The following is a 21,619-nucleotide window of genomic DNA, read 5'->3' as shown; positions in this document are numbered from 1 at the left end:
TGTTAATCAACGCCCTTCAGCGATCCGACCATGTCCACACTCCGGATTTTCCTGGAAAACATCCGGTTAACCGTCACCGAGACGATCAGGGTAAGGAGTATGCTGAGCAAATAGGTTTTCCCCTGAATGACGATCATCATATCGAAGGAGTCTCCCGCTGTATGGATCATCAAGGCCAACAAGCCGATACCCGCTGGAATGCCGAGCAGAATGCCAAGAACGGACAACCAGATATTCTGGGTCAGCAGCAAGCCGCGAATCCATCTGGAGGAAAAGCCAATCACCTTCAGCGTAGCCAGCTCTCGTTCCTTCTCCGTGAAGGACAACAAACCTAGATTATAGAGGACGACTATCGCAAGCAGCACCGCGAAGAAAATCAGCAGAACCACCATGATGTTTATGGAATCGGTCATCTGATCCCAACCATCGATCAAATCGGACTTTGACCATACGGAAGCGATGCCCAGATAGGCTCTATCGACCTGTTCGGCCGTAAGCAGGGCGGTAGGACGAAAATCACTGCCCTGCTGCTCATAAAAGGCGCGGGACATCGTGATACCTTGCGCGACAGGCGTTCGGTAGATTGCTGCGATCTTTGCGGTATTCCATTTTTCCTGGCCGTACAAATGCCATTCAATCTCATCGCCCATCCGGACATTCAACTTCTTGGCCAGCTTATAGCTAATGGATATCCCGTCCGCAGGGAGCTTCATTTCGTTTCGGGAAGGATCGGTCGCTCCGAGAAGAGTCACCTGATCGGTGATCGATGCGAGTCCGGAGCTTTTGACTCCCTTCACTCTCAGTTCGACCGGACTCTCCATGATCGCTTCCCCGCTCACCGCCGTTTGCACTGCCGCAATCTGCTCCGGCGTCGCTTTCTCTTCGACGGTCAATTGCGCCGTGAAGCGGTTGATCTCATCGTATTGCCATGTCTTCACATCGTTCATGCTGTCCCGCATGCCGAAGGCACAGACGAGCAGCGCCATGCAGCTGAGGACTCCGACAACCGCCATCAACGAGCGTATGCGGCTGCGGCTCATGTCGCGGATGTTCCACCGGGTGTTAAAGCCGACTTTCCCCCATACAGCAGCCTTCTCAAGCCATCCTCGCTTCACAGGGAGCGGAGCCTTCGGCCGCAGCGCTTCCGCTGTCGTGCCTTGAAGGAGCTCCCGGCAAGCGAAATAGGTCGTTAGCGTGCTGACCAGCACGGTCATCAACGCCATACCGTAGAAGAGCGGAGATTGTGCCGGCTCCCAGCGTGGGAGGGTGTAAAAGGCCGACATGGAGGGATAAAACAAACGCGGTAAGGTCAAGGGACCCAATAAAGCACCAAGAAGAGAACCGATAAGGGATAACCAGAACCCATAGGAAACATAATGCAGCAGAATGGATCGCTTGGAGAAGCCGATCGCCTTGAGCGTCCCGATTTGAATACGCTGGATGCTGACCATGCGGGTCATCGTGGTGAGAATCGTGAGGAGAGCAATGGCGAGGAAAGCAATGGGTAACACCGAGCCCATCGCTTGATGCTGTTTGATTTCATTCTGGAACTGGGCGTAGCTCTCCAAGCTTGTTCGTGGCAGGTATACGCTATACTTCCCTCCGAGAGCGTCGGCGATTTCCTTCTCCAGCGCTGCGTCATCCGTTCGCTTCGTGTCCACAAGCAGCTCCGTTGCGGGCAGCTCTCCTTCATGCGGGAGCGAATTCGCTGGCAGATAGGCGTAACCGAAATTGCCGAAATTCGGGGACAGGTCTCCATTGCCCGACGAGTATACCGACTCCGGACTCATGACCGTTCCCTTGATGATCTTCGTCAGGGTCGTCCCCTCATACGACAAGGTCAGGGAGTCGCCCGGCTGCAGGCCTTTCGCCTCGGCAAACCGGTCGCTTAGCCAAACCCCATCTTCGGCAGTTGAAAAGGCAACTCCCCGGATTCGTTCCGGCTTTGAAATCGTATTGTCCCGAATCACGATCAGAGCGATCACGGGTTTGTTGTCAAACTGCTCTCCTACCGTCTTCACGGAAAGCCGCGGTTCGACCTCGGTGACGCCGCCGACTGCCTTCACCGCTTCCGCATCCTTCCGAGAGAATCCTTGACCATAGAGCCATACATCCGCCAGATTGGTATCGCGGTAGAAGTCGTCCGACGCCATCTTCAACCCGTACCATTCTCCTCCGATGCCGGTAAAAATGAATACCCCGAGAAAGGACATGAGAAAGATGGAGACGAACTGCATCTTGCCGCGGTGCATATCACGCAGCATTTTCCGCAGAAGCATCATTCCTTCACCTCGCTGACGTTCAGAGGCGTTTCATTGATCTCGACAGCCTGCACTTTCCCATTGCGGATTCGGATCACTTTATCGGCCGCTTTAGCCAGAGAAGTGTTGTGCGTCACGATAATGACGGTTTTCCTCCCTTCCCGGCTCAGCTTCTGCAGCAGGGTGAGGATGATCGTCCCCGTCTCAGAATCTAGCGCTCCCGTCGGTTCATCGCAGAGGAGCATCGTCGGATTTTTGCAGATGGCTCGGGCGATCGCTACGCGCTGCTGCTGCCCTCCCGAGAGCTGGGAAGGAAATTGATCGCGATGCGACGCAAGCCCTACCGAGCCCAGCACTTCGTCTGCATCGAGCGCATTCCTGATGACCTCCTTGGTCAAGGCGACATTTTCCCATGCGGTCAAGGTCGGAATCAAGTTGTAAAACTGAAAGACAAAACCGACGTTCTCCGCCCGGTACCTGGTCAATTGTTGCTCCGAATACCCCGCAATGTTCTGTCCCTTGATCCGGATCTCTCCGCTTGATGCTCGATCCATCCCCCCGAGCAAGTTGAGAACGGTCGATTTGCCCGCTCCGCTCGGGCCGAGAATGACGACAAAATCCCCTTCTTGGATGGAAAAGCTCACATCATCGACAGCGCGAAGCGTCTCTTCTCCCAGACGATACTCCCTCGTGACGTGAAGGAACTCAATGATCGGTTGCAAGAGGAATCCCCTCTCTTTTCTTGAAATATGATTGATTATTCATATGTTCATGCTATCAAGAAACAACAGCGACCGTCAATAAGTACATGAACTTTTTTTCACATTCCTTGTTCCCATCAAGCGGACTACCTATTAGAACAGATTCCGATTTGGATTACAGCGTGGTGAAGAAGCCGATCATCTTAATGATTGTTGATTTGTCCGCCGAAGATTTACCCAAACCAAACCGCATCCATCAACGACAAAAACACCCTTGCGACGGGTCTGATCAGGTTGAGGCGAATGCCTTCCTGCTTCCCGTACAAGGGTATTCTTGGTCTATTGGCCGTTACCGGTCCTATCTTCGATTAGCGAAGATTTCGTTTATTCCTTAATCAGCGACATGAATTCCGTTCGAAGCGCGACATCCCGCCGGAAAATCCCACGGACCCCGGATGTGACGGTTTTGCTGCCGTACTTCTTGACGCCTCGCGAGCACATGCACAGATGCTCGCCCTCCACGACGACGATCACGCCTTGAGGCTTGAGCACCTGCATGATGATATCGGCGAGCTCGGACGTAATCCGCTCCTGCACTTGCAAACGGCTCGTCACCGCATCGACGAGACGGGCGAATTTGCTAAGTCCCGCGATCTTGCCGCTCGGAATATAACCGATGTGAACCTTCCCGAAGAACGGCGCCATATGATGCTCGCATTGACTGTAATAGACGATGTCCTTCACCACGACCAGCTCTTCATGCCGCTCGTCGAAGGTCACACCGAGGATGTCCTCGTAATTTTTGCCGTAGCCAGCGAAAATTTCCTCATACATTCGGGTGACGCGGGCCGGCGTCTCCCGCAGCCCTTCTCGATCCGGATCTTCCCCGATAAGCCGGAGGATCTCGCGGACATGCTCCTCAATCTTCTCCCGGTTCTCTTCCACCAATTCGTTGCGAAGCTGCTTCGAAAGAATGACGCTCTCCCCCTCAACTTCCGGGTCTAACCCGAATTTATCTGAATTTGCCGTTTTTGCCCGGCGGCTTCATGCCCGGATTTTTCCCTTGCTGCTTCATCATCTGCTGAGCCTTCGCAAGCTGCTGGCGGTTCATGTTATACCCCATCTGCTTGGCCATCTTTTGCAGCATGTCCGGATCGCTCTGCATCTTTTCCATCTGTCTCTTCAGGTAATAGACCCCGATGACGAAGCCGGCGATCAGGCCGACGATCAGGGTGAGGGTGGGAATCAGCCAATCCCATACATTGTTCATACGTTCTGCTTTCACCTCGTTCAAATAATCAAAATCTTCTCCATGATACCATGTCCTTGAGAGGCGTACAAACCGCTTTTGCTAGTTCGATGCCAACTCAAAACCCGTGGTTATCGCACCACTTCTCATCCCGATTAACGCCGCATCGGATCCGCACGATCCAGGCTGACGGCGTGCTAGACCGTGTGTGCAAATCCAAACCACGGCTGACAAGCGGGTTAACCCCACCTGATGAAGTCACTGCTGAACCGATTCGACGAACAAGGTGGTGTGCTTCGCCAGGTCCACTTCCTTGACCTCCACTTCGCCGTCAAATTCCTGACGGATGACGCGTACGACTGGACGTCCGGGCAAGCCGCGGTGCTGCCCGACCACTACGCCGACCTCCTTCGAGGACAGGCGAACCGAGATACCGGTCGGATAGATGGACACGATGCGTGTGAACTGGACGAGCGCTTCATGATCGAGCTCGCTTCCCGCCATGGCCATCATCTGCTCGCACGCTTCATGTGGAAGCATGCGCTCTCCGCTTTCATTGTAGAGCAGATTGTCATAAGTGTTGGCGACTTTGACAATCTTGGCATAGGGGTGAATCTGGTCATCGGTCAAGCTGCGCGGAATCCCGAGACCGTCCGGACGTTCGTGATGCTGGAAGGCGACATGCGCGATCAGCAAACTGAACTCCCGCTTGCTCTTGAGCAGCTCAAAACCGCGCCACGTATGATGCCGCTTCGGATCGGCGGAGGCATCGTCGGTGATGGACTCCACCTTGCCGATATCATGGAGAAGCGCGCCGATCGTGAGCTCCTTCAGTTGAACCTGACTGTAGCCCAGATTCACCCCGATCAGCGCGCTGATGGTCGCAACATTTAACGCGTGGACGAATTGGGCATTGTCGTGGGTGCGAATGTCCGAGAGCTGGAGCAGGACCTCCTGGTTGTGGGAGATATCCTCCAGAAGCCGGTCGATGCTGATGCTGACGGCTTTGCTGGAGAAATCCTTGCCGGAGCGGATCGCTTCCAGCGCTTCCCCCATCCGGTGCATGACGAGACGCTTGTTCTCCTCGGATACAGGGTCTTCCGAAACCGCATCCTCGAAGAGAGGATCATGGATGTACAGCATGGATACGCCGATACGGCGTAAAGTATTGATCATAAAAACGGTCAGTTGGACCCCTTCCGCGAGGAGCACGGCGCCGCTGCCGGCGAAAATCGTTTTCCCCAAAAACTGACCGGGTTCAACGGTATCGAGACTTACATATTTCATGAGGCACCACCCGGATCAAAGGTTGACTGTCTGTCCCTGCCGTACAGGGTTTATACTATTGTATCGTCAGCTTGAGAGGAACGCATTACTTTCTCGCGAACCGCAGCTAGAACTTCTGCAGCTTTCACACGCACCGCCCCCTCGGGATCGCCGAGGCTGGCCGCGGACAGCGCTTCGGCAGCTTCCTCTCCGCCGATTTGTCCGAGCGCCCATGCGGCGGTCGAACGAATGTCGGGCCGAGGATCCTCGGCCAATACGCGCTCAAGGAGCGGAACGGCCTCCTTGTCGCGGAATTTACCCAAGCCGATGATCGCGTTGCGTTGAATCGGCTTCTTCCCGCGCCAAGCGGCGGCTCCCGAGCCGAACCGTTCCTTGAACTCACGGTTGCCAATGGTGAGAAGCGGCGCGAGCAGCGGCTTCACCGTCTCCGGGTCGGGCTTGAACTCCTCGTGATGGGTCCAATTCATCCCTTTGTTCTTCGGACAGACGACCTGACAAGTATCGCAGCCGTAGAGCCGGTTGCCCATCTTCTCCTTAAGCTCGTCGGGAATCTCCTCCTTCGACTGGGTGAGGAAGGAGATGCAGCGATTGGCGTCAAGCACGAAGGGAGCGGCGAATGCGGATGTCGGACAAGCGTCGAGGCATAGGGTGCAATCGCCGCATCCCTCCGTTACCGGCACATCCGGCTCGAAAGGCAGGTTGCTGATCATCTCGCCCAAGTACACGTACGATCCGAACTCCGGCGTGATGACCGAGCCATTCTTGCCGCTGAAGCCGATACCGGCGCGCACGGCTACCTCCCGATCGACGAGAGCCCCGGTGTCGACCATGCTCTCCATCCGGGCCTCGGGCACCCGCTCCCGGATGAAGGCCTCCAGCTTGCGCAGCCGATCGCGCAGCACGGTATGGTAATCGTCGCCCCAGGCGGATCGGGCCATGATGCCGCGGGTCACACCGGGAGCCGATCGGGGCGGGTCGGACAGCTTGGACGGATAAGCTACGGCGATGGCCAGGATCGACCGCGGGCCATCGAACAGCAGCTCCGGATGCGTGCGCTTGTCGATGTCCTTCTCCTCGAAGCCGCACTCGAAGCTCCGCTCGCGCCGCTTCACCAGCCGATCCTTCAGCGTGAGAAAAGGATCGGCTGAGGCGAAGCCGATTTTGTCGATGCCCATACCGGGGGCAGCAGCCTTGATCTCTTGCTTGAGGCGAAGCCAATCTCCGGCAGGCGCGTCTAAGGTGAGCTGGTCGGCGATTGGTCTCGCCTCCTTTCCTATAATAAGCAGCCGTCCGGAACAAGGACGGTACTGCAGCATGCTTGTCCAGCAGCAGGTGATACGTCGCGCGGATGCTGCCAATCCGTAGGCGATAAGCCGCCCGGGTGTTGCCAATCCGCAGGCGATACGCCGCGCGGGTGCTGACCGGACGGATCTTATCCCTATCACTCGAAAATGTTGCATTTTGTGCATCATTTTCCTACTCTAGCAAGGCTAAAACGTTTAAATGTTGCATAAAAGGCAACATTTTCGTTCAATAAAGCCAAAATCAGCCAGAAATCATGCATTTTATGCAAGATTTCTCGATCGCTTACCCATTTTCACCCGAAATGTTGCATTTTCTGCAACATTTTCGCGCAACCACTCAACCGCAAGCTTAAGTAGCAAGCTTTTGGTCGCGGAAGCAACTGAGTTCAAGGCTTTCAAGGCTTTCAAGGCTTTCAAGGCTTTCAAGGCTTTCAAGGCTTTCAAGGCTTTCAAGGCTTTCAAGGCTTTCAAGGCTTTCAAGGCTTTCAAGGCTTTCAAGGCTTTCAAGGCTTTCAGCGCCGTTCGCTACCGAGCGGCAGCGCTCTTTGCGGCGGCGCGGGCCAGCTCGTCACATCGGTTGTTCCACCGATCGTCGGCGTGGCCCTTCACCTTCGCGAACTCGAGCTGATGGATCTCTTTTAGCGCAAGCAGCCGTTTCCACAAATCCTGGTTTTCCACGGGCTGCTTTTTGCTGTTCAGCCAGCCGTTCTTCTGCCAACCGCGGTACCAGCCCTGCTGGAAGCAGTTGACCAGGTAGGCCGAGTCGCTGTGCACCTTCACCTTGCACGGCTCCTTTAGCTTGGACAGCGCTTCAATGACAGAGAGCAGCTCCATGCGATTGTTGGTCGTATGAGCCTCTCCTCCGGACATCTCCAGCTGATGCTCGCCGTAAAACAAAATTGCCCCCCAGCCGCCGGGACCCGGATTGCCGGAGCATGCTCCATCGGTATAGACGATGATCTCTTTCATGCTTCGTCTCCCCACTCTTTCCGCCACCAGTCGTAATAAGCCAGCACCTGCTCGCTGTCGAAGGGAGCCCGCTTCTTGTCCGCCCTCTCGGTGAGCTGCTTGAGCCCTTCTCGGACTTTCTTTTCCACGATAGAAGAATAATGATAGCTCTGCTTGTGGCGCTCGTATTCATCCTGATCCACGAGAATGCGTTCGCCGCTAGGCGTTACGATCAAATCCAGGTCATAGTCGATATAGGTGATGACATTGCCGTACATATAAGGCGGAGAGGCGACGTTGCAGTAATACCGGACTCCTCCGTTCTCAATGAGCGCCACGATGTTATACCACATCCCGGGAATGAAAAAGGTAACGCCGGGACTGCGGCTGAACCACTCGCTTCCCGCCGCTTCGACGATCTTGGTGCGGCAGTTGACGGTGACGACCATATTCTGAGCCGCATGTTCGGGATGCAGCAAGTGATCCGGAACCCGGCGATTCTCCAGCCACATGCGGTGAAGATGGCCGTTATGTTTAAAGCTTTTGATGACAACAACGTCGGTATCGTTCATCGCAACCGTCCTCTTTCTCTCTCTTTGCTCCAGTATACAAGAAAAGCACACCGACACGCCAACGGGCGTCCGATATGCTTTAAAGGGTAACAAGCCGGTCAATTCATGCTTGCGATGCTGAGCGCCATTCTTCCCTTCGGCAAGAAGCGGTTAAAGTACCTTACCGCATCGAATACGAACAACTCCTGTTCTTCACCGTGCTCGTCCACCGCGATCAGAATATCGCTTACATTTCGGTGAATGAAGCGTTTTTCCAAGGTGCGGATCAGTTCTTTGCCGATACCTTTGCGGCGGTGAAGCGGGTCGACAGCCAGGCGGTAATAATAGCCTTGGTTGTTGTCGATCGTGCCGATGATAATTCCCAGGAGGTCTTCGCCTTCCTCTGCCACCAGAACGAGCTCGCTGTCATAGGACAATTGCCGGGCAAGCGCGTGGTTTGTTTCTTCATAGCAGGCTTCGGTCAGGGCTTCAGCCAGCAGTCGGTTTACAACAAGATAGTCCGACAGCCGAAAAGAACGAATGATCATGAAGGTCTCTCCCTAGAAGATTTGAGATACGGTACCTCCTATATATTACGACAAAAATGCGCAAATTACTTCTGTTTTGGGATGAAATTTTTAAATTTCATTAACTTTTCACCGTTTTTCTTCTGAAAACGCTTTATTTAAACCGCTTTCATCATTTTTCTTACTTTTTCCAGATTGTCCTGGATTCTGTATAATGATTCCTTGTCCTGTAAAAACACAGCTTCGTGCATTCCCAATAAACCGCCTACCTACGGGCTTCCGTCCATCCTGTCCTCTCTTATTATTGAGCAAGATCCCCTTCTCATCAAGCAAAAAAACGATTGCAATTCGACAAGGAATTTAACGGCTTTCCTACTTGTCAATGATTTTTGCAACACTCCGTAAAATTGTTTATAATAAAGCCATGGATAGATTCAATTCCAAATTTTACATACCTGGAGGGATACTCAAATGGCACATCAATTACCGTCGCTTCCTTATTCGAACAACGCACTGGAACCGCATTTCGATGAAAAGACCATGGAAATCCACCATGACCGCCATCACGCTACGTATGTCAACAACCTGAATGCCGCTCTCGAAAGCGCACCGGAGCTGCAAAATAAAACCGTGGAAGAGCTGGTTGCCGATCTGGATTCCGTTCCGGAAGCCATTCGCACCGCTGTCCGCAACAACGGCGGCGGCCACGCCAACCACTCCCTGTTCTGGCAAGTCCTCAGCCCGAATGGCGGCGGCGAACCGACTGGAGCCATCGCGGCAGCCATCGACGCCGAGCTGGGCGGCTACGCCAAGTTCAAGGAAGACTTCGCCAAAGCAGCTACGACGCGTTTCGGCAGCGGTTGGGCATGGCTCGTCGTGGACAAAGCCGGTAAGCTGTCGATTACGAGCACGCCGAACCAAGATACTCCGCTGAGCGAAGGCAAAACTCCGGTTCTCGGCCTTGACGTATGGGAACATGCTTACTACTTGAAATACCAAAACAAACGCCCGGACTACATCGGCGCGTTCTGGAATCTCGTCAACTGGGACGAAGTCAACAAACGCTACGCCGCAACGAAATAAGCTTACGAGACAGCAAGAAGCGCGAACCGTTCATTCGGTTCGCGCTTTTCTTATGCATGATTTCGGTTTATGAGGACGAACGTTTCCCGGGTCAGGTGGAGGTCCCGGCTTGATCCTTGGAGATGGCATGGCTGTCATCAAACCAAGTGGAGCTGTAAGAATCGAGCCACCACCCGGTTCCGTCTCCTGCCTTTTTCATCGTATAGGAATAATCTTTGGTGACTTCCTGAGTCCCAAACCAGGAGTCGGGAGGATTATCGAAACGGTACATCTCTCTGACGCTGATCTGCAAGGTATCTCCGTCCCATTCGATGCTGTCTGGATCTACCAGGACCTTCACCAGATGAATCGCATTTTCTGCAGGTTGGGAAATGTCACCCGCGGCATTTTTCGAATAAGAGGATGCGGGATCCGCCGCTTTCAAGAGAGACGGATTGCCGCGATTGAAGGCTTCGGTCCAGGATAACGCCCCCTGATAAGCCGTCTCCAGGGCGATTTCAGCCATCTGCCCATTTAGGAGTCCGTTCAAATCGACATCCGGCTTCTCCTTCGTATTCACCTCCAGGCTCTCCTGAAAATCGGTACCGAGAACGGTCGCCTTCACCATGAAGGCCGCCTTTTCGGGAGCGGGAGATAGACGGACATAACCGTTGTCGGAGGGCAGTTCCTTGCCGTTCAACGTTACGGTAACCCCCTCTTCTTCAGGCATTCGCAGATTGAGCGAGGTCTTCATGTCGTAAGCCGGATTTATCTCCCTGTTTAATCTAATTAGCAGGTTGGCGGAGCCTTTTACCTCTTCCTTGGCATAGTGATTGCTGACAACGGCCGTATACCCATAGATCGAGGGCCACAACCCTTTGAATGCGCCATCGACAGGCTTTACATCCCCAACGTCTAGCTGCCCTTCTACTTGGAGTCCCTCTTGTCCGACAAAAGACAGCTCAGCCGGTTGGACCGTGAAGTACCATCGGGTGCCTCTCCAGGATTTCTGCTTATCGAAAGAGATGTCTCCAGCCCCATCGATCAGTCCACCAAAAAGGCTGATTTTGCTTTTAGCGGCTTCAGCGGCATCCTCAAGCTCATCTAAATAGTAGTCCTTCACATCCGATTCACCCAGCGTTTTTTGAAAAGCGGCGAGCGCGCCCGCTGTCCTCAGCTCCGATTGGTCCGGATCCAGCAAGGCTGAAAGAGCGTTCGCATCTCCCGCTTTAACGGCTTTACTGGCCTTTACCAGCAGCTTTTGGGGTGTGGAGGGTCCATAGGTGAAATGAGCGATTCCATAAGAAGCTCCCGCCAGGAGCAAAACGCCTGCTGCCGAGGCTAAGATGATTTGAGCTCTGCGTGACAGGGGCTTGCGAGGCTCTTGCCGCTTTGCTGCTTTCGAACCGAAAGGCGATGCCGCAGCAGGAACAGCGCGGCTTGCCAGAGCCGTCCCGCAACTCGCGCAGTACTTATCGCCTTTCTGAGCGGGGTGCCCGCAATTTCCACAAAACATGATTTTCCCTCCGTTTACAGCAGGACATTTCCAAAGTCCTTGATGAGCAGATTGATCGAAATTAAAATTACGATTGCATACACGGCGGCAAACCCGCCGAGCACGACCAGACGTTTATCGGAAGGGACCGCAAACAAATCGAGTGCGGCGGCGGTCGTCATCAGCAAGGTCAGAAGCAGGAAAATACCGACAATGACCGAGGAACCCGGAACCCAAACCAGAGCGACAACTCCAGCAACGACGAACCCTGCGCCGGACAGCAGCTGCATGGCCCCCAGATAAATGGCCGCATCCATCAAGCTTCGCTTCGCCGTTCCCTTCCCATTACCGAAAAACCAGAGAAGGACGATAAACGCAGCAAGCGAGAGAATTCCAAGCAGGAGCAGATGGGACGCAATCGGCATCTTTTTCACCGTGTTTCCGAGGAAATCACCCAGCAGCCCGTCTTGATCATCGTACGCCCAAATGAGCTTAAGCTTCAGCATCAAGCCCCACAGGAAAAAGCCGAGCAGCGATGCTCCGAGTCCGATGATTCCGTAAATCTTGTCCTTGGCAGGATCAAGCGATAATGCGGCTTGCGGGTTCTTTACTAGCAAGAGCAGAGCGTTCTTGTCGATTTGAATCGACTGCCGGGAAAAACCGCTTTGTAAAACCTCAGGCTGATTCTGAGCTGCCGGGCAATCATGCTGCACGCCCTCCTCAAGAGCAATGCCGCATTGGGTGCAAAAAGCCATTATCATTCTCCTCCTTTGATCATTCGTACGAAATGCCTATGTCATTTCGCCTACTCTATTCGACATAATCCTGGCACATCCTTCCTTATCTTCTAATGTTTTCATTTCTTCACAAATGGAGATTCATTCCCCTCCTCCCCAGTCGAAGTGGCGATTCTTGTGCAAAAAAACAGCCCTTGCTTGTGGCAAGGGCTGTTCGTCATTGAACAGAGGCGGATCTCATCGATTTTCTTGGCGGGGAGAGCTGGACGCCGCAGGAGGCCCAGAGGGCATCTGCTTGTGGTCGATGAGCTTTTCCAGCGTTGGAGTCAGCTGCTCCTTAAGCATAGCGATCAGCTGCTCGCGGGACATTCCGTGCTTGGCGGCGATCTCAGCGAGAGATTTACCGGAGGCCAGCTCCATTTGCAGGCCTTCCTTGGTCATCCCAAGAGCGGCAGCCAGCTCGGGGAGACGAGCGGTGAGCAAGCCGCGAGGAGCGGAATGCGGCCCTCCTTCCCTTCCCGGGAAGGCAAGTCCCTTCACATCGACAAACCAGGGCAGCTTCTCGCCCACCCGCTCCTTGATCCGTTCGGCGGCTTGCTTGGTCAACTCTCCGCTCTTCACTTCCTTGTCCAGAAAGGCGGAAGTTCTGGCCGACAGATCGGCGATGAGCTGCTCGCGGGATTTCCCCTTCGCTTGGGCGACGTCGGCTAGACTTTTGCCTGCGGTCAGCTCTTTTTTGAGGTCCTCCTTGCTCATGCCGAGCACGGAAGCCGCTTCCGAGTAGATGCGCTCCGCGCCGTAGCCCGGATAAGTTCGCCGATTTTCATGCGATGGTTCCGATTTGCCGGGAGTGGCCGAAGCCGCAACCCCCGTGCCTGTTCCGAATGCGGCTCCTACGAGCAGCAGGGTCAACCAGCAGATCATCCATCGGTTACTTGGATGCTTCATCTCGTCTTCATTCCCTTCAAGGTTAGGTTGGAACAGAGCTTCGCTCAAGGAAACTCCTGTTTAGAATGCCCCAACCGGAAGGAAATGATTACCTTTGGTTGCCAACTTGTGATATCAATTCGGCTCAGCTGCAGACAGCTTGCCGAAATCGCGGATCAGCCGAACGAACAAATTCGGGAACGGATAGCGGCTCTCCTCGTCCGCCGCCATCCAGGCGTAGCCCGGCGGAAGCTGCTCCCCCGCGCCGGGAGCGAGGCGGCAGCGGAACACGCGCATGTCCCAGCGCAGGTGGCTGAACGTATGCTCCGCATCGGTCAGCCACTCCTCCGGGACGATGCGCAGCCCGTCCGCTGCCGCGAGCTCCGCCGCGAGCGCCTCCGCATCCGCCGCCGGATAGCCGCCGGCGCCTGCCGGGACGGGCAAGGAAGCGGCGGAGACCGCTTCCTTGCCTCCGGCCGGCAGGAGCGCGTGCGGCAGCTCCCAGAGGGCCATCCGCCGGGCGGCGGCGGATGAGCAGGCGGCCGGACTCGTCCGCCACGAGCGCGGCGGCGCGAGCCTCCGGCCTCGGCGGCTTCGCCTTCGCCTTGATGGGGAGCTCGTCCACCCGGCCCTCCAGCCGGGCGCCGCAGCGTTCCATCACCGGGCAGGTGAGGCACTGCGGCGACTTCGGCGTGCAGACCGTCGCACCGAGCTCCATCAGCGCCTGGTTGAAATCGCCAGCCGCGCCTTCTGGGATGAGCGAGCGTGCCAGCCGCTCGATGGTGACGCGGGTTCCCGGCTTCGCGATATCCTCCGTAAGGAGGAAGAACCGCGACAGCACCCGCATGACATTGCCGTCCACCGCAGGCTCCGACCGCTCATAGGCGATGCTCAGGATGGCTCCCGACGTGTAAGGCCCGACCCCCTTCAGCGACCTCACCGCTTCGGGATCGTCCGGGACAATACCGCCGTATTCCTCCTTCACCTCCCGGGCTGCCGCCTGCAGGTTGCGGGCGCGGGAATAATACCCGAGCCCTTCCCAAGCCTTCAGCACCTGCTCCTCGGGGGCATCGGCCAAAGCCTCGATCGTCGGAAACTGCTCCATAAACCGGTGGTAATACGGAATCACGGTCTCCACCCGGGTCTGCTGGAGCATGATCTCCGACACCCAGATGCGGTACGGATCCCGGCTCCGCCGCCAGGGCAAATCCCGCTTGCAGCGGCGGTACCAGGCAAGGAGCTCCCGGGCGTAAAAGGCTTTACGCTCCCCTTCAGCGTCCGAGCCGTGAGAACCGCCAGAGGAACTTGCTTCTTTTTCTGATGCTCCAGCTTTTGTTTTACCAACTGTTTCGCTTTTTGCTACATCTATCGCTTTCGCCGTTGCCCCAGCTTTTGTTTTACCGACTGTTTCGCTTTTTGCTTCATCGACCGCTTTCGCCGTTCCTTCATCTATTGCTTTTACATTCGCCTCGTCATGTTTCGCATTATCTATCGTCATCGCATCCCGTACTGCTCTCTTGCGGCTCATCTTCTGCCCCTTCCTGCCCTGCGGTCTTGCCGAAGGAAAAAATCTGATATAATGAGAGTTGGTGTTTCTCATTATACGGATATTGCACCGAAGAGCAAAAGCAATCCTTACCTGCTCTCTCGTCCAATCGACAACTGACCGGAGGTTCGCTATGTCTTCTTTGACCAATCGAGCATCCCGCCTGCAAGCCGGAGACCGCTCAAGCTCCCTCTTTTGGCGTTTCGCTCTCCTCATCTGGGGCTTACAGTGGATTCTCTCCTCGGCGTTCGGCCAGCTTGAGCTTTTTGGCGCGCCTGCGTGGCTCGTCCCCGCTTCCTTCTGGGCGGCGATGCTCGCCACCGCCTTCTGCTTGCTGCCCCTTCGCAAGAACCGGTTTTCGCTGCCCCTCCGTTCGACAGCGCAAGGTTGGCGCATGTGGGTTCTGCTCCTGCTGCTTCTATTCGCGGCCCTTCTTCCCTTCATCATACCGGGGATCTACCTTGCGGAATTCTACCGAACGACGGCGCTGGCCGCTTTCTATTTGATGCTGGGCGAGCCTGCCTCTTCTAAAGCCGGAAAGCTCGGTCTTTGGCTCATCCTGCTGATGGCCGCTACTCTCGTGTTCTATTTAGGCTTCGCCCCGTTTCTACTCGGTGTGCTCGGTGGCTGCAGCCTGATCGCATGTGCTGTCATCATTTTGTAACAAAACAGTAATCCAATTTTCAGGTTCAATTAAGGTTCAGCGGGTAATCTATAACTAGCCCCCCTAATGATATAGATTCGGAACAAAACCTTCCGGGTTGACCGCCGGAAGGTTTTTTCCTGTCTTCGGACAACCCTAGCACCGTTAAGGTCAAAGTCACATTCCCGCCGAACCTGAGCGAAGAGTCCCTCCGCCAAAGAAGAGAAGCCCGCCATCGAGTAGTACCGGGCACCCCATTGAGGCACAACATAAATCTGGAGCTTGATGATCACGAACATTTGTTCCATTATGATGAGTAGTGTTAATCATATCCATTTTTCTTGAGGAGATGAAATGCCCATGAGTGAGATCATTCGATATGAAGTTAACGAAGATAATGCTTATTCTGGTTTTGTCGAAGCAGGAGATTTTATTTTTTAAGTTTCTGCGTTGGAAATGTTGGAGGCTCAATTGAGGAACAAGTAGAAGGCGCTCTCCATAACATGAGCGAGAGATTAGAACAAGTTAATCTGACTCTGGACTCCGTAGTTAAAGTAGATGTACTGCTCAGAGATGTTTGGGATATCCCTGTAATGGAGAAGGTTTTCCAGCAACGATTTAAAGGAAATTATCCTGCGAGAAAGACGATTTCCACGGAATTTTGGATACAAAGGCGGTCCTAATGGGCTTAAAGTTCAAATGGATGCGATAGCATATAAGGGAAAATAATAGAATCCAGCAAGTTAAAAAAGACAGCGATCGCTGTCTTTTTTGATCAATAACGCCCAACCTTTGTGTCAATTACATGGTCCATTTAGTTGTTGCACCCGAAAGGAGAACCCGTTACATCGAGTAGGCGGGGCATCTCTCTATCACAATCGCTGCTGGCAGCAGTTCAGCGCAGCTGCCGCTTGACGGCCCGCTCCCATTCCGCGTACAGCCGCTCCCGCTCGCTCGCTTCCATGCGGGGCGTGTAGCGCTCGCGCTCCGTCCAGCGCTGGCGGATCTCTTCCCGCCCGCTCCAGAATCCGGCATGAAGGCCGGCCAAGTAAGCGGCGCCAAGCGCCGTCGTTTCAGCCTCCTCCGGCAGGCTGACGGAGCGGTTCAGAATATCGGCCTGGAACTGCATGAGGAAACGGTTCCGGACCATGCCTCCGTCCGCCCGGAGCTCGTTTAGGGCGATGCCGGATTCGCGTTCCATCACGCGGATGACATCCGCCGTCTGATAGGCGACTGCTTCGAGGGCGGCGCGGACGATATGCTCCTTCCGCGTTCCCCGGGAGATGCCGGTGATCATGCCCCGCGCGTCGGGGTTCCAGTAGGGAGTGCCGAGTCCGTTGAAGGCCGGGACAAAATAGATGCCGTCCGTATCCGGAACCGACAACGCCAGCGCTTCCGTTTCACCGGCCTCGCGAATGAGCGACAGGCCGTCCCGCAGCCACTGGACTACGGCTCCCGCCGTAAACACACTGCCCTCCAAGGCATATTCTGTCCGCCCCTCCACCTGCCAGGCTACCGTCGTGAGCAAGCCGTGACGGGAGTCTGCAGGCCGCTCTCCCGTATTCATCAGCAGGAAGCAGCCCGTTCCGTAGGTGTTCTTCAGCATGCCTTCCTCGTGGCAGGCTTGTCCGAACAGAGCTGCCTGCTGGTCTCCGGCTGCCCCCGCGATGGGGATTCCTTCGCATTCCGGGATGCCGGTTACCACGCCGAAATCTCCCGATGAAGGCCGTACCTCCGGCAGCATCGCGGCGGGAACGCCAAACAGGCGGCACAGCTCCTCGTCCCACTCCAGCTTATGGATGTTGAACAGCATCGTCCGGGAAGCGTTGCTGACGTCTGTGGCATGCACCCTGCCGCAAGTCAAATTCCAGATCAGCCAGCTGTCCACGGTTCCGAATAACGCCTCTCCCCGCTCCGCTTTCTCACGCAGACCAGGAACCTCCCGGAGCAGCCAAGCGAGCTTCGTCCCCGAAAAATACGGATCGATCAGAAGCCCGGTCTTGGCCCGGATCATGTCCTCCAAGCCATTCGCCTTTAATTCGGCGCATTGCTCCGCTGTCCGGCGGCACTGCCAGCCGATGGCCGGATGCAGCGGCTTACCGGTGAGCTTGTCCCAGACGATTACCGTCTCACGCTGGTTCGTGATACCGATCGCCGCAATGGCTCCGTCCGCCCGGGAAGCGGCCTCCCGCATCACCTCGCGCTGAAGGCTCCAAATCTCCGCAGCATCCTGCTCCACCCAGCCGCTTCTCGGATAGCTCTGGGCATACTCTCGCTGGACCGTTCCCGCCGCCTGCCCTTCCTGATTGAACCATATCGCCCGGCAGCTCGTCGTTCCCTGATCCAGTGCGAGAATATACTGCGGTCTTTCCATTCCGACCCCTCCATCAATAACCTAAAATGACCCTGTTCTTCGTCCGCGAGCCCACTGCTAGAGCTCGGAACCGTTTTGGAGCGTTAAATCAAGTTTGGGCATTTGTCGAGGCTTGAAGATTCGCTCGAATTAGCCGCATCAACCACGCGAAGCAGAAATGCCATTCTCGCGCTCCACAACCGCAAAGGCCCCCGCGGTCGTCTCGGTGTGTGTGATGCTGATATGAACCCGAATGGCCGCCGGCTCCAGCCCAAGCCGAAGCAGAGCTTCCTCCGACACCCGGCAGACCGGACGCCCCGAAGGCTCCGATAAAACCCGGATGTCATGAAAGCCGATGCAGCCTCCAATTCCGCTTCCGAAGGCTTTGGACACCGCTTCCTTGACCGCGAAACGACCTGCGGCATGCTCCGCTGCGCGCTTGTTCCAAGCCGGGTCTCCCTCCCCCCAGCCATGCTTTGCATAGAAGCCTTCCCTTTCGCTCTCGGACAAGATCTTCTCAAGAAATCGCTTCCCGATTGCCCTGCTCAGAATGGCTTCCATTCGCCCAATCTCCGTCATGTCTGTGCCGATTCCAATAATCACCGATTCAACCGCCTGCGCTTTCGTTTTCTACGGATTCGCAAATCCGTTCTATTCATATCGTATTATTTTTTGAACAAATCGATGTAACAGAACACTCCGTCCATGGAGTTGTCATAGCCGATGCTGCGGATCGAGCTGAGCGGGATGAAGTGATAGCTTCCGCCTTCACTCATGTCCTTGTAGGTAATCACCTGTTGCGCCTGATCGAACGCAGTGATCATGCCGTGCAGCTCGCTGCCGCTCGTCCCAACCGTGACAAAGGTGCGTTCGTCGATCAATCGAGCCACCAGATTCGTAAACGTTAAGCCTTCCATTCGGGTCCGCCTCCCTGAACCTGCCTAGAAATCATCCGTGTATCCCGCAGCTCTTCTCCATACGCTGAGAGCGTTGCTCATGCTGCCTATTATACCAAAAAACTCCGTCGTTAGCTTTCCGACACAGGCATGCATGAAGCTGCGACTACAGGCGACTCCGGGAAACAACCAGAGCATACGAAGGGGGAAATTCACCCTCACGCAAAAAACGGCTGGCCGCAGCGTCAGCCGGGCCAGCCGTTCCCTATTCGCGATACTCGTTATCGAGTGTCTGCAAAGTTCTGTACAGCGACAGCTGTATTTTCAATCGCAAAAGGTTTGGAAAGCGGTGGTCAGGTCGTTCGCGATCATATCCGCGCTGCGATCTTCGATCTGGTAGCGTTGGATAAAATGCACGAGCTTGCCGTCCTTGAACAGCGCGATGGAAGGCGAGGATGGCGGATATTCCGCGAGGAATTGCTCGCGAGCTGCAGCCGTCGCTTCTTTGTCTTGCCCGGCAAAAACCGTGAAGAGATGGTCCGGCGTGACCTCTCCCTCCAGAGCTTTGGCTACTCCGGGGCGACATTGCCCGGCGGCGCAGCCGCAGACGGAGTTAATGACGAGCAGCGCCGTGCCTTCCGCACTTCCGAGCTTTTCCGCTACCTCTTCGGGAGTTCTCAGCTCCTTCACTCCGATTCGAGTCAGTTCGTCCCGCATCGGCTGGACCGTATCCCGCATGTATTGGTCAAAGGACATGATCATGATCATCCACTCCTCTTATCACATTTTCTTAGATATGTCTGTGATCTATTATACACATGAATCGATCATTCGAAAAGAAAAGTCATCCGATATAAAATGAAAACCGGCTGCGGCATGTACTATCCGGCAACCGGTTCGATTTTGTTAGGTCATGAATAGACGAGATTCCTTCTCCGCCTTATTCAACTTTGGCATTGTCCGTACGGCTCTCCGTATTGGCAACGGAAGCCGTCGTTTTGTTCGCCTTCTGCTGCTTACGGTTTTGATCCTTGTTTTTTGCCATGATTCCCACTCCTTTCCGTGGAATGACCTTAGCTTATCCCGCCGCCGCAATTCCTATACGCTTGGTGACGTTTTTTTCGTCGCTTCATAATCGATGCGCTTACGGGAGCTTTTTCATTTGATCGGGGAATCGGGTACAATCAATTCATCAATAGCTACCCATCACGCGACATGGAACAGGAGCAGGATAATGGCAGGCAAAAACCACTATGATATCGTGATTGTCGGAGCAGGACCCGCCGGCCTCATGGCGGCGATCGCAGCCTCCGAGGCAGGAGCCCGCACCCTCGTCATCGACAAAGGAAACAAACCCGGACGAAAGCTCGGCATCTCGGGAGGCGGACGCTGCAACGTCACTAACGCAGCGGATCTCGACACGCTCATTCGCCACCTGCCCGGCAACGGCCGCTTTCTATACAGCGCGCTGTCCCGCTTTGGCAGCCGGGAAATCATCGCGTTCTTCGAAGGGCTCGGCATCCGCCTGAAGGAGGAGGATCGCGGCCGGATGTTCCCCGTAACCGATAAGGCGAAGACGGTTGTCGATGCGCTCGTCGCCGAGGTGAAGCGACGGGGAGCGGAGCTGAGGCTTCAGACTCCCGTCCGCCGCATCCTCTATGAGAATGGCGCCGCAGTTGGAGTCGAGCTGACCACAGACGAAGTCATCCGAAGCCGCGCCGTCATCCTCGCTACCGGCGGCAAGTCCGTTCCGCAAACCGGCTCCACCGGCGACGGCTATCCTTGGGCGAAGCAAGCGGGCCACACCGTCACGGAGCTGTTCCCGACCGAGGTTCCCTTGCTTTCGGAGGAGCCATATATCAAGAGCAGGGAGCTGCAAGGCTTGTCACTGAGAGACGTCGGGCTCACGGTATGGAATGGCAAAGGGAAGCCTGCAATCACACATGTCGGTGACCTCTTGTTCACCCACTTCGGCCTATCCGGCCCTATCGCGCTTAGATGCAGTCAGTTCGTGGTCAAGGAGCTTCGAGGCTCCCGTAAGGCCGAAAGCGGCCGGACAAGTCCTAACGAGGGGGCTGGCGAGGCATCCGGCAGCACTCCTTCCGTCCGCCTGACGTTGGACCTGTTCCCGAACAAAACCCGCGACGAGGTCAATCGGGAATTCCTGAAGCTATCAGAAGCCGAGCCGAAAAAGGCGATCAAGAACGTGCTGCGCGGCTCTCTTCCCGAGCGCCTCATCCCCCTGCTGCTCGGACAGACGGGTTTAGCAGGAGACACGACATATGCGAACCTGCCTCGTCAAACGCTCAGCGATCTCGCCACTCTCGCCAAAGCTTTTCCGATTGCGGTCACAGGGACTCTCTCCCTTGAGGAAGCCTTCGTCACCGGCGGCGGAATCCACCTCAAGGAGATCAACCCCTCCACCATGGAGTCGAAGCTCACGGCAGGCCTCTATTTTTGCGGGGAAATTCTTGATGTTCACGGCTACACCGGAGGTTATAACATCACGGCGGCATTCTCTAGCGGATTCGCAGCCGGCTCTGCAGCCGCCGAACGTTCCTGCGAAGACCGGACCTAATCGATTTACAGATGGACACCCGGATCCACGTGGTCAAAATCATCTCCCGAAGGATCGAAGGAAGCCTGCGCCTGCAATGAATCCACTGCATCGGCCGCATCAGCTGCGGGCGGATGAAGGTAGGTCTCCGGCATATCCTCCGTCACGATATGGGCAGGAACCGACAGCTCCGCCACATTCTCAAGAGTATTCAATGGATAAGCCTCATCAAACGCCGCCTGCTCGGATACCGGCATGCGAACAGGCGGTTCTTCGTGTTCAAGCGAACCGCCGTAGGCTTGGGCGATCTCCAGCGCGCTGGTCAGATCCCCCCGTTCAAAAGCCACATGCAGCACCGGTTTGACCCGAAACCCAAGCTCGATCAGCATCTCCATCGCAAGCTTGGCGGATCGGGAATCGGGAAAGCGGAAGTCTAGGCTATTCATGAGCGAGTTCCTCCTTTATTACGCCGAAGCACACGGTCGTGAGCGAAGAACATAACCGCATGCTTGTTCCTTTAGAGTCTCCAGCCCGCATGCAGATCATGCTCACGCACATGTCCATAGGCCCGCACT

At 55.5% G+C, this 21,619-nt stretch carries 23 protein-coding genes and 1 pseudogene; 4 read left to right on the top strand and 20 right to left on the bottom strand.

Annotation, left to right across the window (positions count from 1 at the left end; genetic code table 11):
* Positions 1 to 2 precede the first annotated feature (2 nt).
* From BN2684_RS13875 to BN2684_RS13830, 10 genes are all read right to left on the bottom strand, one after another.
* Complete coding sequence (locus tag BN2684_RS13875; protein ID WP_058302773.1) at positions 3 to 2,279, bottom strand: ABC transporter permease; 2,277 nt, start codon at positions 2,277 to 2,279, stop codon at positions 3 to 5.
* Positions 2,279 to 2,983 carry an ABC transporter ATP-binding protein gene (locus tag BN2684_RS13870; RefSeq protein ID WP_058302772.1) on the bottom strand — a complete coding sequence of 235 codons (705 nt, stop codon included), beginning with the start codon at positions 2,981 to 2,983 and terminating at the stop codon, positions 2,279 to 2,281. The genes BN2684_RS13875 and BN2684_RS13870 overlap by 1 nt, the downstream gene beginning before the upstream one ends.
* Positions 2,984 to 3,346: 363 nt before the next feature.
* Complete coding sequence (gene folE / locus BN2684_RS13865) at positions 3,347 to 3,910, bottom strand: GTP cyclohydrolase I FolE (RefSeq protein ID WP_392389014.1); 564 nt, start codon at positions 3,908 to 3,910, stop codon at positions 3,347 to 3,349.
* A gap of 64 nt (positions 3,911 to 3,974) precedes the next feature.
* On the bottom strand, positions 3,975 to 4,232 hold the full coding sequence (locus BN2684_RS13860; protein ID WP_058304550.1) for a YneF family protein: 258 nt from the start codon (positions 4,230 to 4,232) through the stop codon (positions 3,975 to 3,977).
* Between the two features lie 237 nt (positions 4,233 to 4,469).
* A complete protein-coding gene (locus tag BN2684_RS13855) occupies positions 4,470 to 5,498 on the bottom strand; it encodes an HD-GYP domain-containing protein (RefSeq protein WP_058302770.1) in 1,029 nt (342 codons plus the stop codon).
* A 50-nt stretch (positions 5,499 to 5,548) separates the two neighbouring features.
* Positions 5,549 to 6,889, bottom strand: coding sequence for a tRNA epoxyqueuosine(34) reductase QueG (queG, locus tag BN2684_RS13850; RefSeq protein WP_234340242.1), 1,341 nt, complete (start codon positions 6,887 to 6,889; stop codon positions 5,549 to 5,551).
* A 174-nt stretch (positions 6,890 to 7,063) separates the two neighbouring features.
* The gene (locus BN2684_RS24545; protein ID WP_058302769.1) at positions 7,064 to 7,309 is read right to left on the bottom strand and encodes a hypothetical protein; all 246 of its coding nucleotides are present in this window, start codon (positions 7,307 to 7,309) and stop codon (positions 7,064 to 7,066) included.
* Between the two features lie 18 nt (positions 7,310 to 7,327).
* Positions 7,328 to 7,771 carry a ribonuclease HI gene (gene rnhA, locus BN2684_RS13840; protein ID WP_058302768.1) on the bottom strand — a complete coding sequence of 148 codons (444 nt, stop codon included), beginning with the start codon at positions 7,769 to 7,771 and terminating at the stop codon, positions 7,328 to 7,330.
* Complete coding sequence (locus BN2684_RS13835; protein ID WP_058302767.1) at positions 7,768 to 8,322, bottom strand: DUF402 domain-containing protein; 555 nt, start codon at positions 8,320 to 8,322, stop codon at positions 7,768 to 7,770. The genes rnhA and BN2684_RS13835 overlap by 4 nt, the downstream gene beginning before the upstream one ends.
* Before the next feature lie 98 nt (positions 8,323 to 8,420).
* A complete protein-coding gene (locus BN2684_RS13830) occupies positions 8,421 to 8,849 on the bottom strand; it encodes a GNAT family N-acetyltransferase (protein ID WP_058302766.1) in 429 nt (142 codons plus the stop codon).
* 450 nt (positions 8,850 to 9,299) lie between these two features.
* Between BN2684_RS13830 and BN2684_RS13825 the strand changes: the two genes are divergently transcribed.
* Entirely contained in the window at positions 9,300 to 9,911 is a 612-nt protein-coding gene (locus BN2684_RS13825; protein WP_058302765.1) for a superoxide dismutase, read from the top strand.
* Positions 9,912 to 10,002: 91 nt separating this feature from the next.
* Here BN2684_RS13825 and BN2684_RS13820 read toward each other — a convergent pair whose 3' ends face one another.
* The 5 genes and pseudogenes from BN2684_RS13820 to mutY all read right to left on the bottom strand — a co-directional run.
* The gene (locus BN2684_RS13820) at positions 10,003 to 11,406 is read right to left on the bottom strand and encodes a zinc ribbon domain-containing protein (protein ID WP_058302764.1); all 1,404 of its coding nucleotides are present in this window, start codon (positions 11,404 to 11,406) and stop codon (positions 10,003 to 10,005) included.
* Positions 11,407 to 11,420: 14 nt separating this feature from the next.
* A complete protein-coding gene (locus BN2684_RS13815; RefSeq protein ID WP_058302763.1) occupies positions 11,421 to 12,140 on the bottom strand; it encodes a hypothetical protein in 720 nt (239 codons plus the stop codon).
* 219 nt (positions 12,141 to 12,359) lie between these two features.
* Complete coding sequence (locus BN2684_RS13810) at positions 12,360 to 13,070, bottom strand: hypothetical protein (RefSeq protein WP_148449971.1); 711 nt, start codon at positions 13,068 to 13,070, stop codon at positions 12,360 to 12,362.
* 114 nt (positions 13,071 to 13,184) lie between these two features.
* Entirely contained in the window at positions 13,185 to 13,562 is a 378-nt protein-coding gene (locus BN2684_RS25000) for an NUDIX domain-containing protein (RefSeq protein ID WP_234340315.1), read from the bottom strand.
* A pseudogene (gene mutY, locus BN2684_RS13805) lies at positions 13,549 to 14,547 on the bottom strand (A/G-specific adenine glycosylase); the annotation flags it as partial. The gene BN2684_RS25000 and the pseudogene mutY, both read right to left, overlap by 14 nt.
* A 181-nt stretch (positions 14,548 to 14,728) precedes the next feature.
* On the opposite strand from mutY, the gene BN2684_RS13800 reads away from it, so the two are divergent.
* Both BN2684_RS13800 and BN2684_RS24995 read left to right on the top strand, forming a co-directional pair.
* Positions 14,729 to 15,259 carry a hypothetical protein gene (locus BN2684_RS13800; RefSeq protein WP_058302761.1) on the top strand — a complete coding sequence of 177 codons (531 nt, stop codon included), beginning with the start codon at positions 14,729 to 14,731 and terminating at the stop codon, positions 15,257 to 15,259.
* 482 nt (positions 15,260 to 15,741) lie between these two features.
* Positions 15,742 to 15,921: a RidA family protein gene (locus BN2684_RS24995; protein ID WP_234340241.1), complete on the top strand. Its 180-nt coding sequence runs from the start codon at positions 15,742 to 15,744 to the stop codon at positions 15,919 to 15,921.
* 212 nt (positions 15,922 to 16,133) lie between these two features.
* Here BN2684_RS24995 and glpK read toward each other — a convergent pair whose 3' ends face one another.
* The 4 genes from glpK to BN2684_RS13770 all read right to left on the bottom strand — a co-directional run bounded on the left by glpK (position 16,134) and on the right by BN2684_RS13770 (position 19,249).
* Entirely contained in the window at positions 16,134 to 17,612 is a 1,479-nt protein-coding gene (gene glpK / locus BN2684_RS13785; RefSeq protein ID WP_058302759.1) for a glycerol kinase GlpK, read from the bottom strand.
* Between the two features lie 138 nt (positions 17,613 to 17,750).
* Positions 17,751 to 18,194, bottom strand: coding sequence for a holo-ACP synthase (gene acpS / locus BN2684_RS13780; RefSeq protein ID WP_058302758.1), 444 nt, complete (start codon positions 18,192 to 18,194; stop codon positions 17,751 to 17,753).
* A 62-nt stretch (positions 18,195 to 18,256) separates the two neighbouring features.
* Positions 18,257 to 18,508, bottom strand: coding sequence for a hypothetical protein (locus BN2684_RS13775; RefSeq protein WP_058302757.1), 252 nt, complete (start codon positions 18,506 to 18,508; stop codon positions 18,257 to 18,259).
* Positions 18,509 to 18,811: 303 nt separating this feature from the next.
* Positions 18,812 to 19,249: a BrxA/BrxB family bacilliredoxin gene (locus tag BN2684_RS13770; RefSeq protein WP_058304548.1), complete on the bottom strand. Its 438-nt coding sequence runs from the start codon at positions 19,247 to 19,249 to the stop codon at positions 18,812 to 18,814.
* 472 nt (positions 19,250 to 19,721) lie between these two features.
* On the opposite strand from BN2684_RS13770, the gene BN2684_RS13765 reads away from it, so the two are divergent.
* Complete coding sequence (locus BN2684_RS13765) at positions 19,722 to 21,065, top strand: BaiN/RdsA family NAD(P)/FAD-dependent oxidoreductase (RefSeq protein ID WP_058302756.1); 1,344 nt, start codon at positions 19,722 to 19,724, stop codon at positions 21,063 to 21,065.
* 5 nt (positions 21,066 to 21,070) lie between these two features.
* Here the strand turns inward: BN2684_RS13765 and BN2684_RS13760 are convergent, their stop codons facing one another.
* Entirely contained in the window at positions 21,071 to 21,490 is a 420-nt protein-coding gene (locus BN2684_RS13760; RefSeq protein WP_058302755.1) for a hypothetical protein, read from the bottom strand.
* Positions 21,491 to 21,619 lie beyond the last annotated feature (129 nt).

The sequence above is a fragment of the Gorillibacterium timonense genome (assembly GCF_001457415.1).
GTDB classification, from domain to species: domain Bacteria; phylum Bacillota; class Bacilli; order Paenibacillales; family NBRC-103111; genus Gorillibacterium; species Gorillibacterium timonense.
This window is presented reverse-complemented; position numbering and strand designations above follow the sequence as displayed.

Coding starts and splice junctions, on each gene's coding strand:
- BN2684_RS13875 (WP_058302773.1), bottom strand. CDS start 2,279: ATGCTTCTGCGGAAAATGCTGCGTGATATGCACCGCGGCAAGATGCAG.
- BN2684_RS13860 (WP_058304550.1), bottom strand. CDS start 4,232: ATGAACAATGTATGGGATTGGCTGATTCCCACCCTCACCCTGATCGTC.
- BN2684_RS13855 (WP_058302770.1), bottom strand. CDS start 5,498: ATGAAATATGTAAGTCTCGATACCGTTGAACCCGGTCAGTTTTTGGGG.
- rnhA (WP_058302768.1), bottom strand. CDS start 7,771: ATGAAAGAGATCATCGTCTATACCGATGGAGCATGCTCCGGCAATCCG.
- BN2684_RS13835 (WP_058302767.1), bottom strand. CDS start 8,322: ATGAACGATACCGACGTTGTTGTCATCAAAAGCTTTAAACATAACGGC.
- BN2684_RS13830 (WP_058302766.1), bottom strand. CDS start 8,849: ATGATCATTCGTTCTTTTCGGCTGTCGGACTATCTTGTTGTAAACCGA.
- BN2684_RS13825 (WP_058302765.1), top strand. CDS start 9,300: ATGGCACATCAATTACCGTCGCTTCCTTATTCGAACAACGCACTGGAA.
- BN2684_RS13820 (WP_058302764.1), bottom strand. CDS start 11,406: ATGTTTTGTGGAAATTGCGGGCACCCCGCTCAGAAAGGCGATAAGTAC.
- BN2684_RS13815 (WP_058302763.1), bottom strand. CDS start 12,140: ATGGCTTTTTGCACCCAATGCGGCATTGCTCTTGAGGAGGGCGTGCAG.
- BN2684_RS13810 (WP_148449971.1), bottom strand. CDS start 13,070: ATGAAGCATCCAAGTAACCGATGGATGATCTGCTGGTTGACCCTGCTG.
- BN2684_RS25000 (WP_234340315.1), bottom strand. CDS start 13,562: ATGGCCCTCTGGGAGCTGCCGCACGCGCTCCTGCCGGCCGGAGGCAAG.
- BN2684_RS13800 (WP_058302761.1), top strand. CDS start 14,729: ATGTCTTCTTTGACCAATCGAGCATCCCGCCTGCAAGCCGGAGACCGC.
- BN2684_RS24995 (WP_234340241.1), top strand. CDS start 15,742: ATGAGCGAGAGATTAGAACAAGTTAATCTGACTCTGGACTCCGTAGTT.
- glpK (WP_058302759.1), bottom strand. CDS start 17,612: ATGGAAAGACCGCAGTATATTCTCGCACTGGATCAGGGAACGACGAGC.
- BN2684_RS13775 (WP_058302757.1), bottom strand. CDS start 18,508: ATGGAAGGCTTAACGTTTACGAATCTGGTGGCTCGATTGATCGACGAA.
- BN2684_RS13770 (WP_058304548.1), bottom strand. CDS start 19,249: ATGATCATGTCCTTTGACCAATACATGCGGGATACGGTCCAGCCGATG.
- BN2684_RS13765 (WP_058302756.1), top strand. CDS start 19,722: ATGGCAGGCAAAAACCACTATGATATCGTGATTGTCGGAGCAGGACCC.
- BN2684_RS13760 (WP_058302755.1), bottom strand. CDS start 21,490: ATGAATAGCCTAGACTTCCGCTTTCCCGATTCCCGATCCGCCAAGCTT.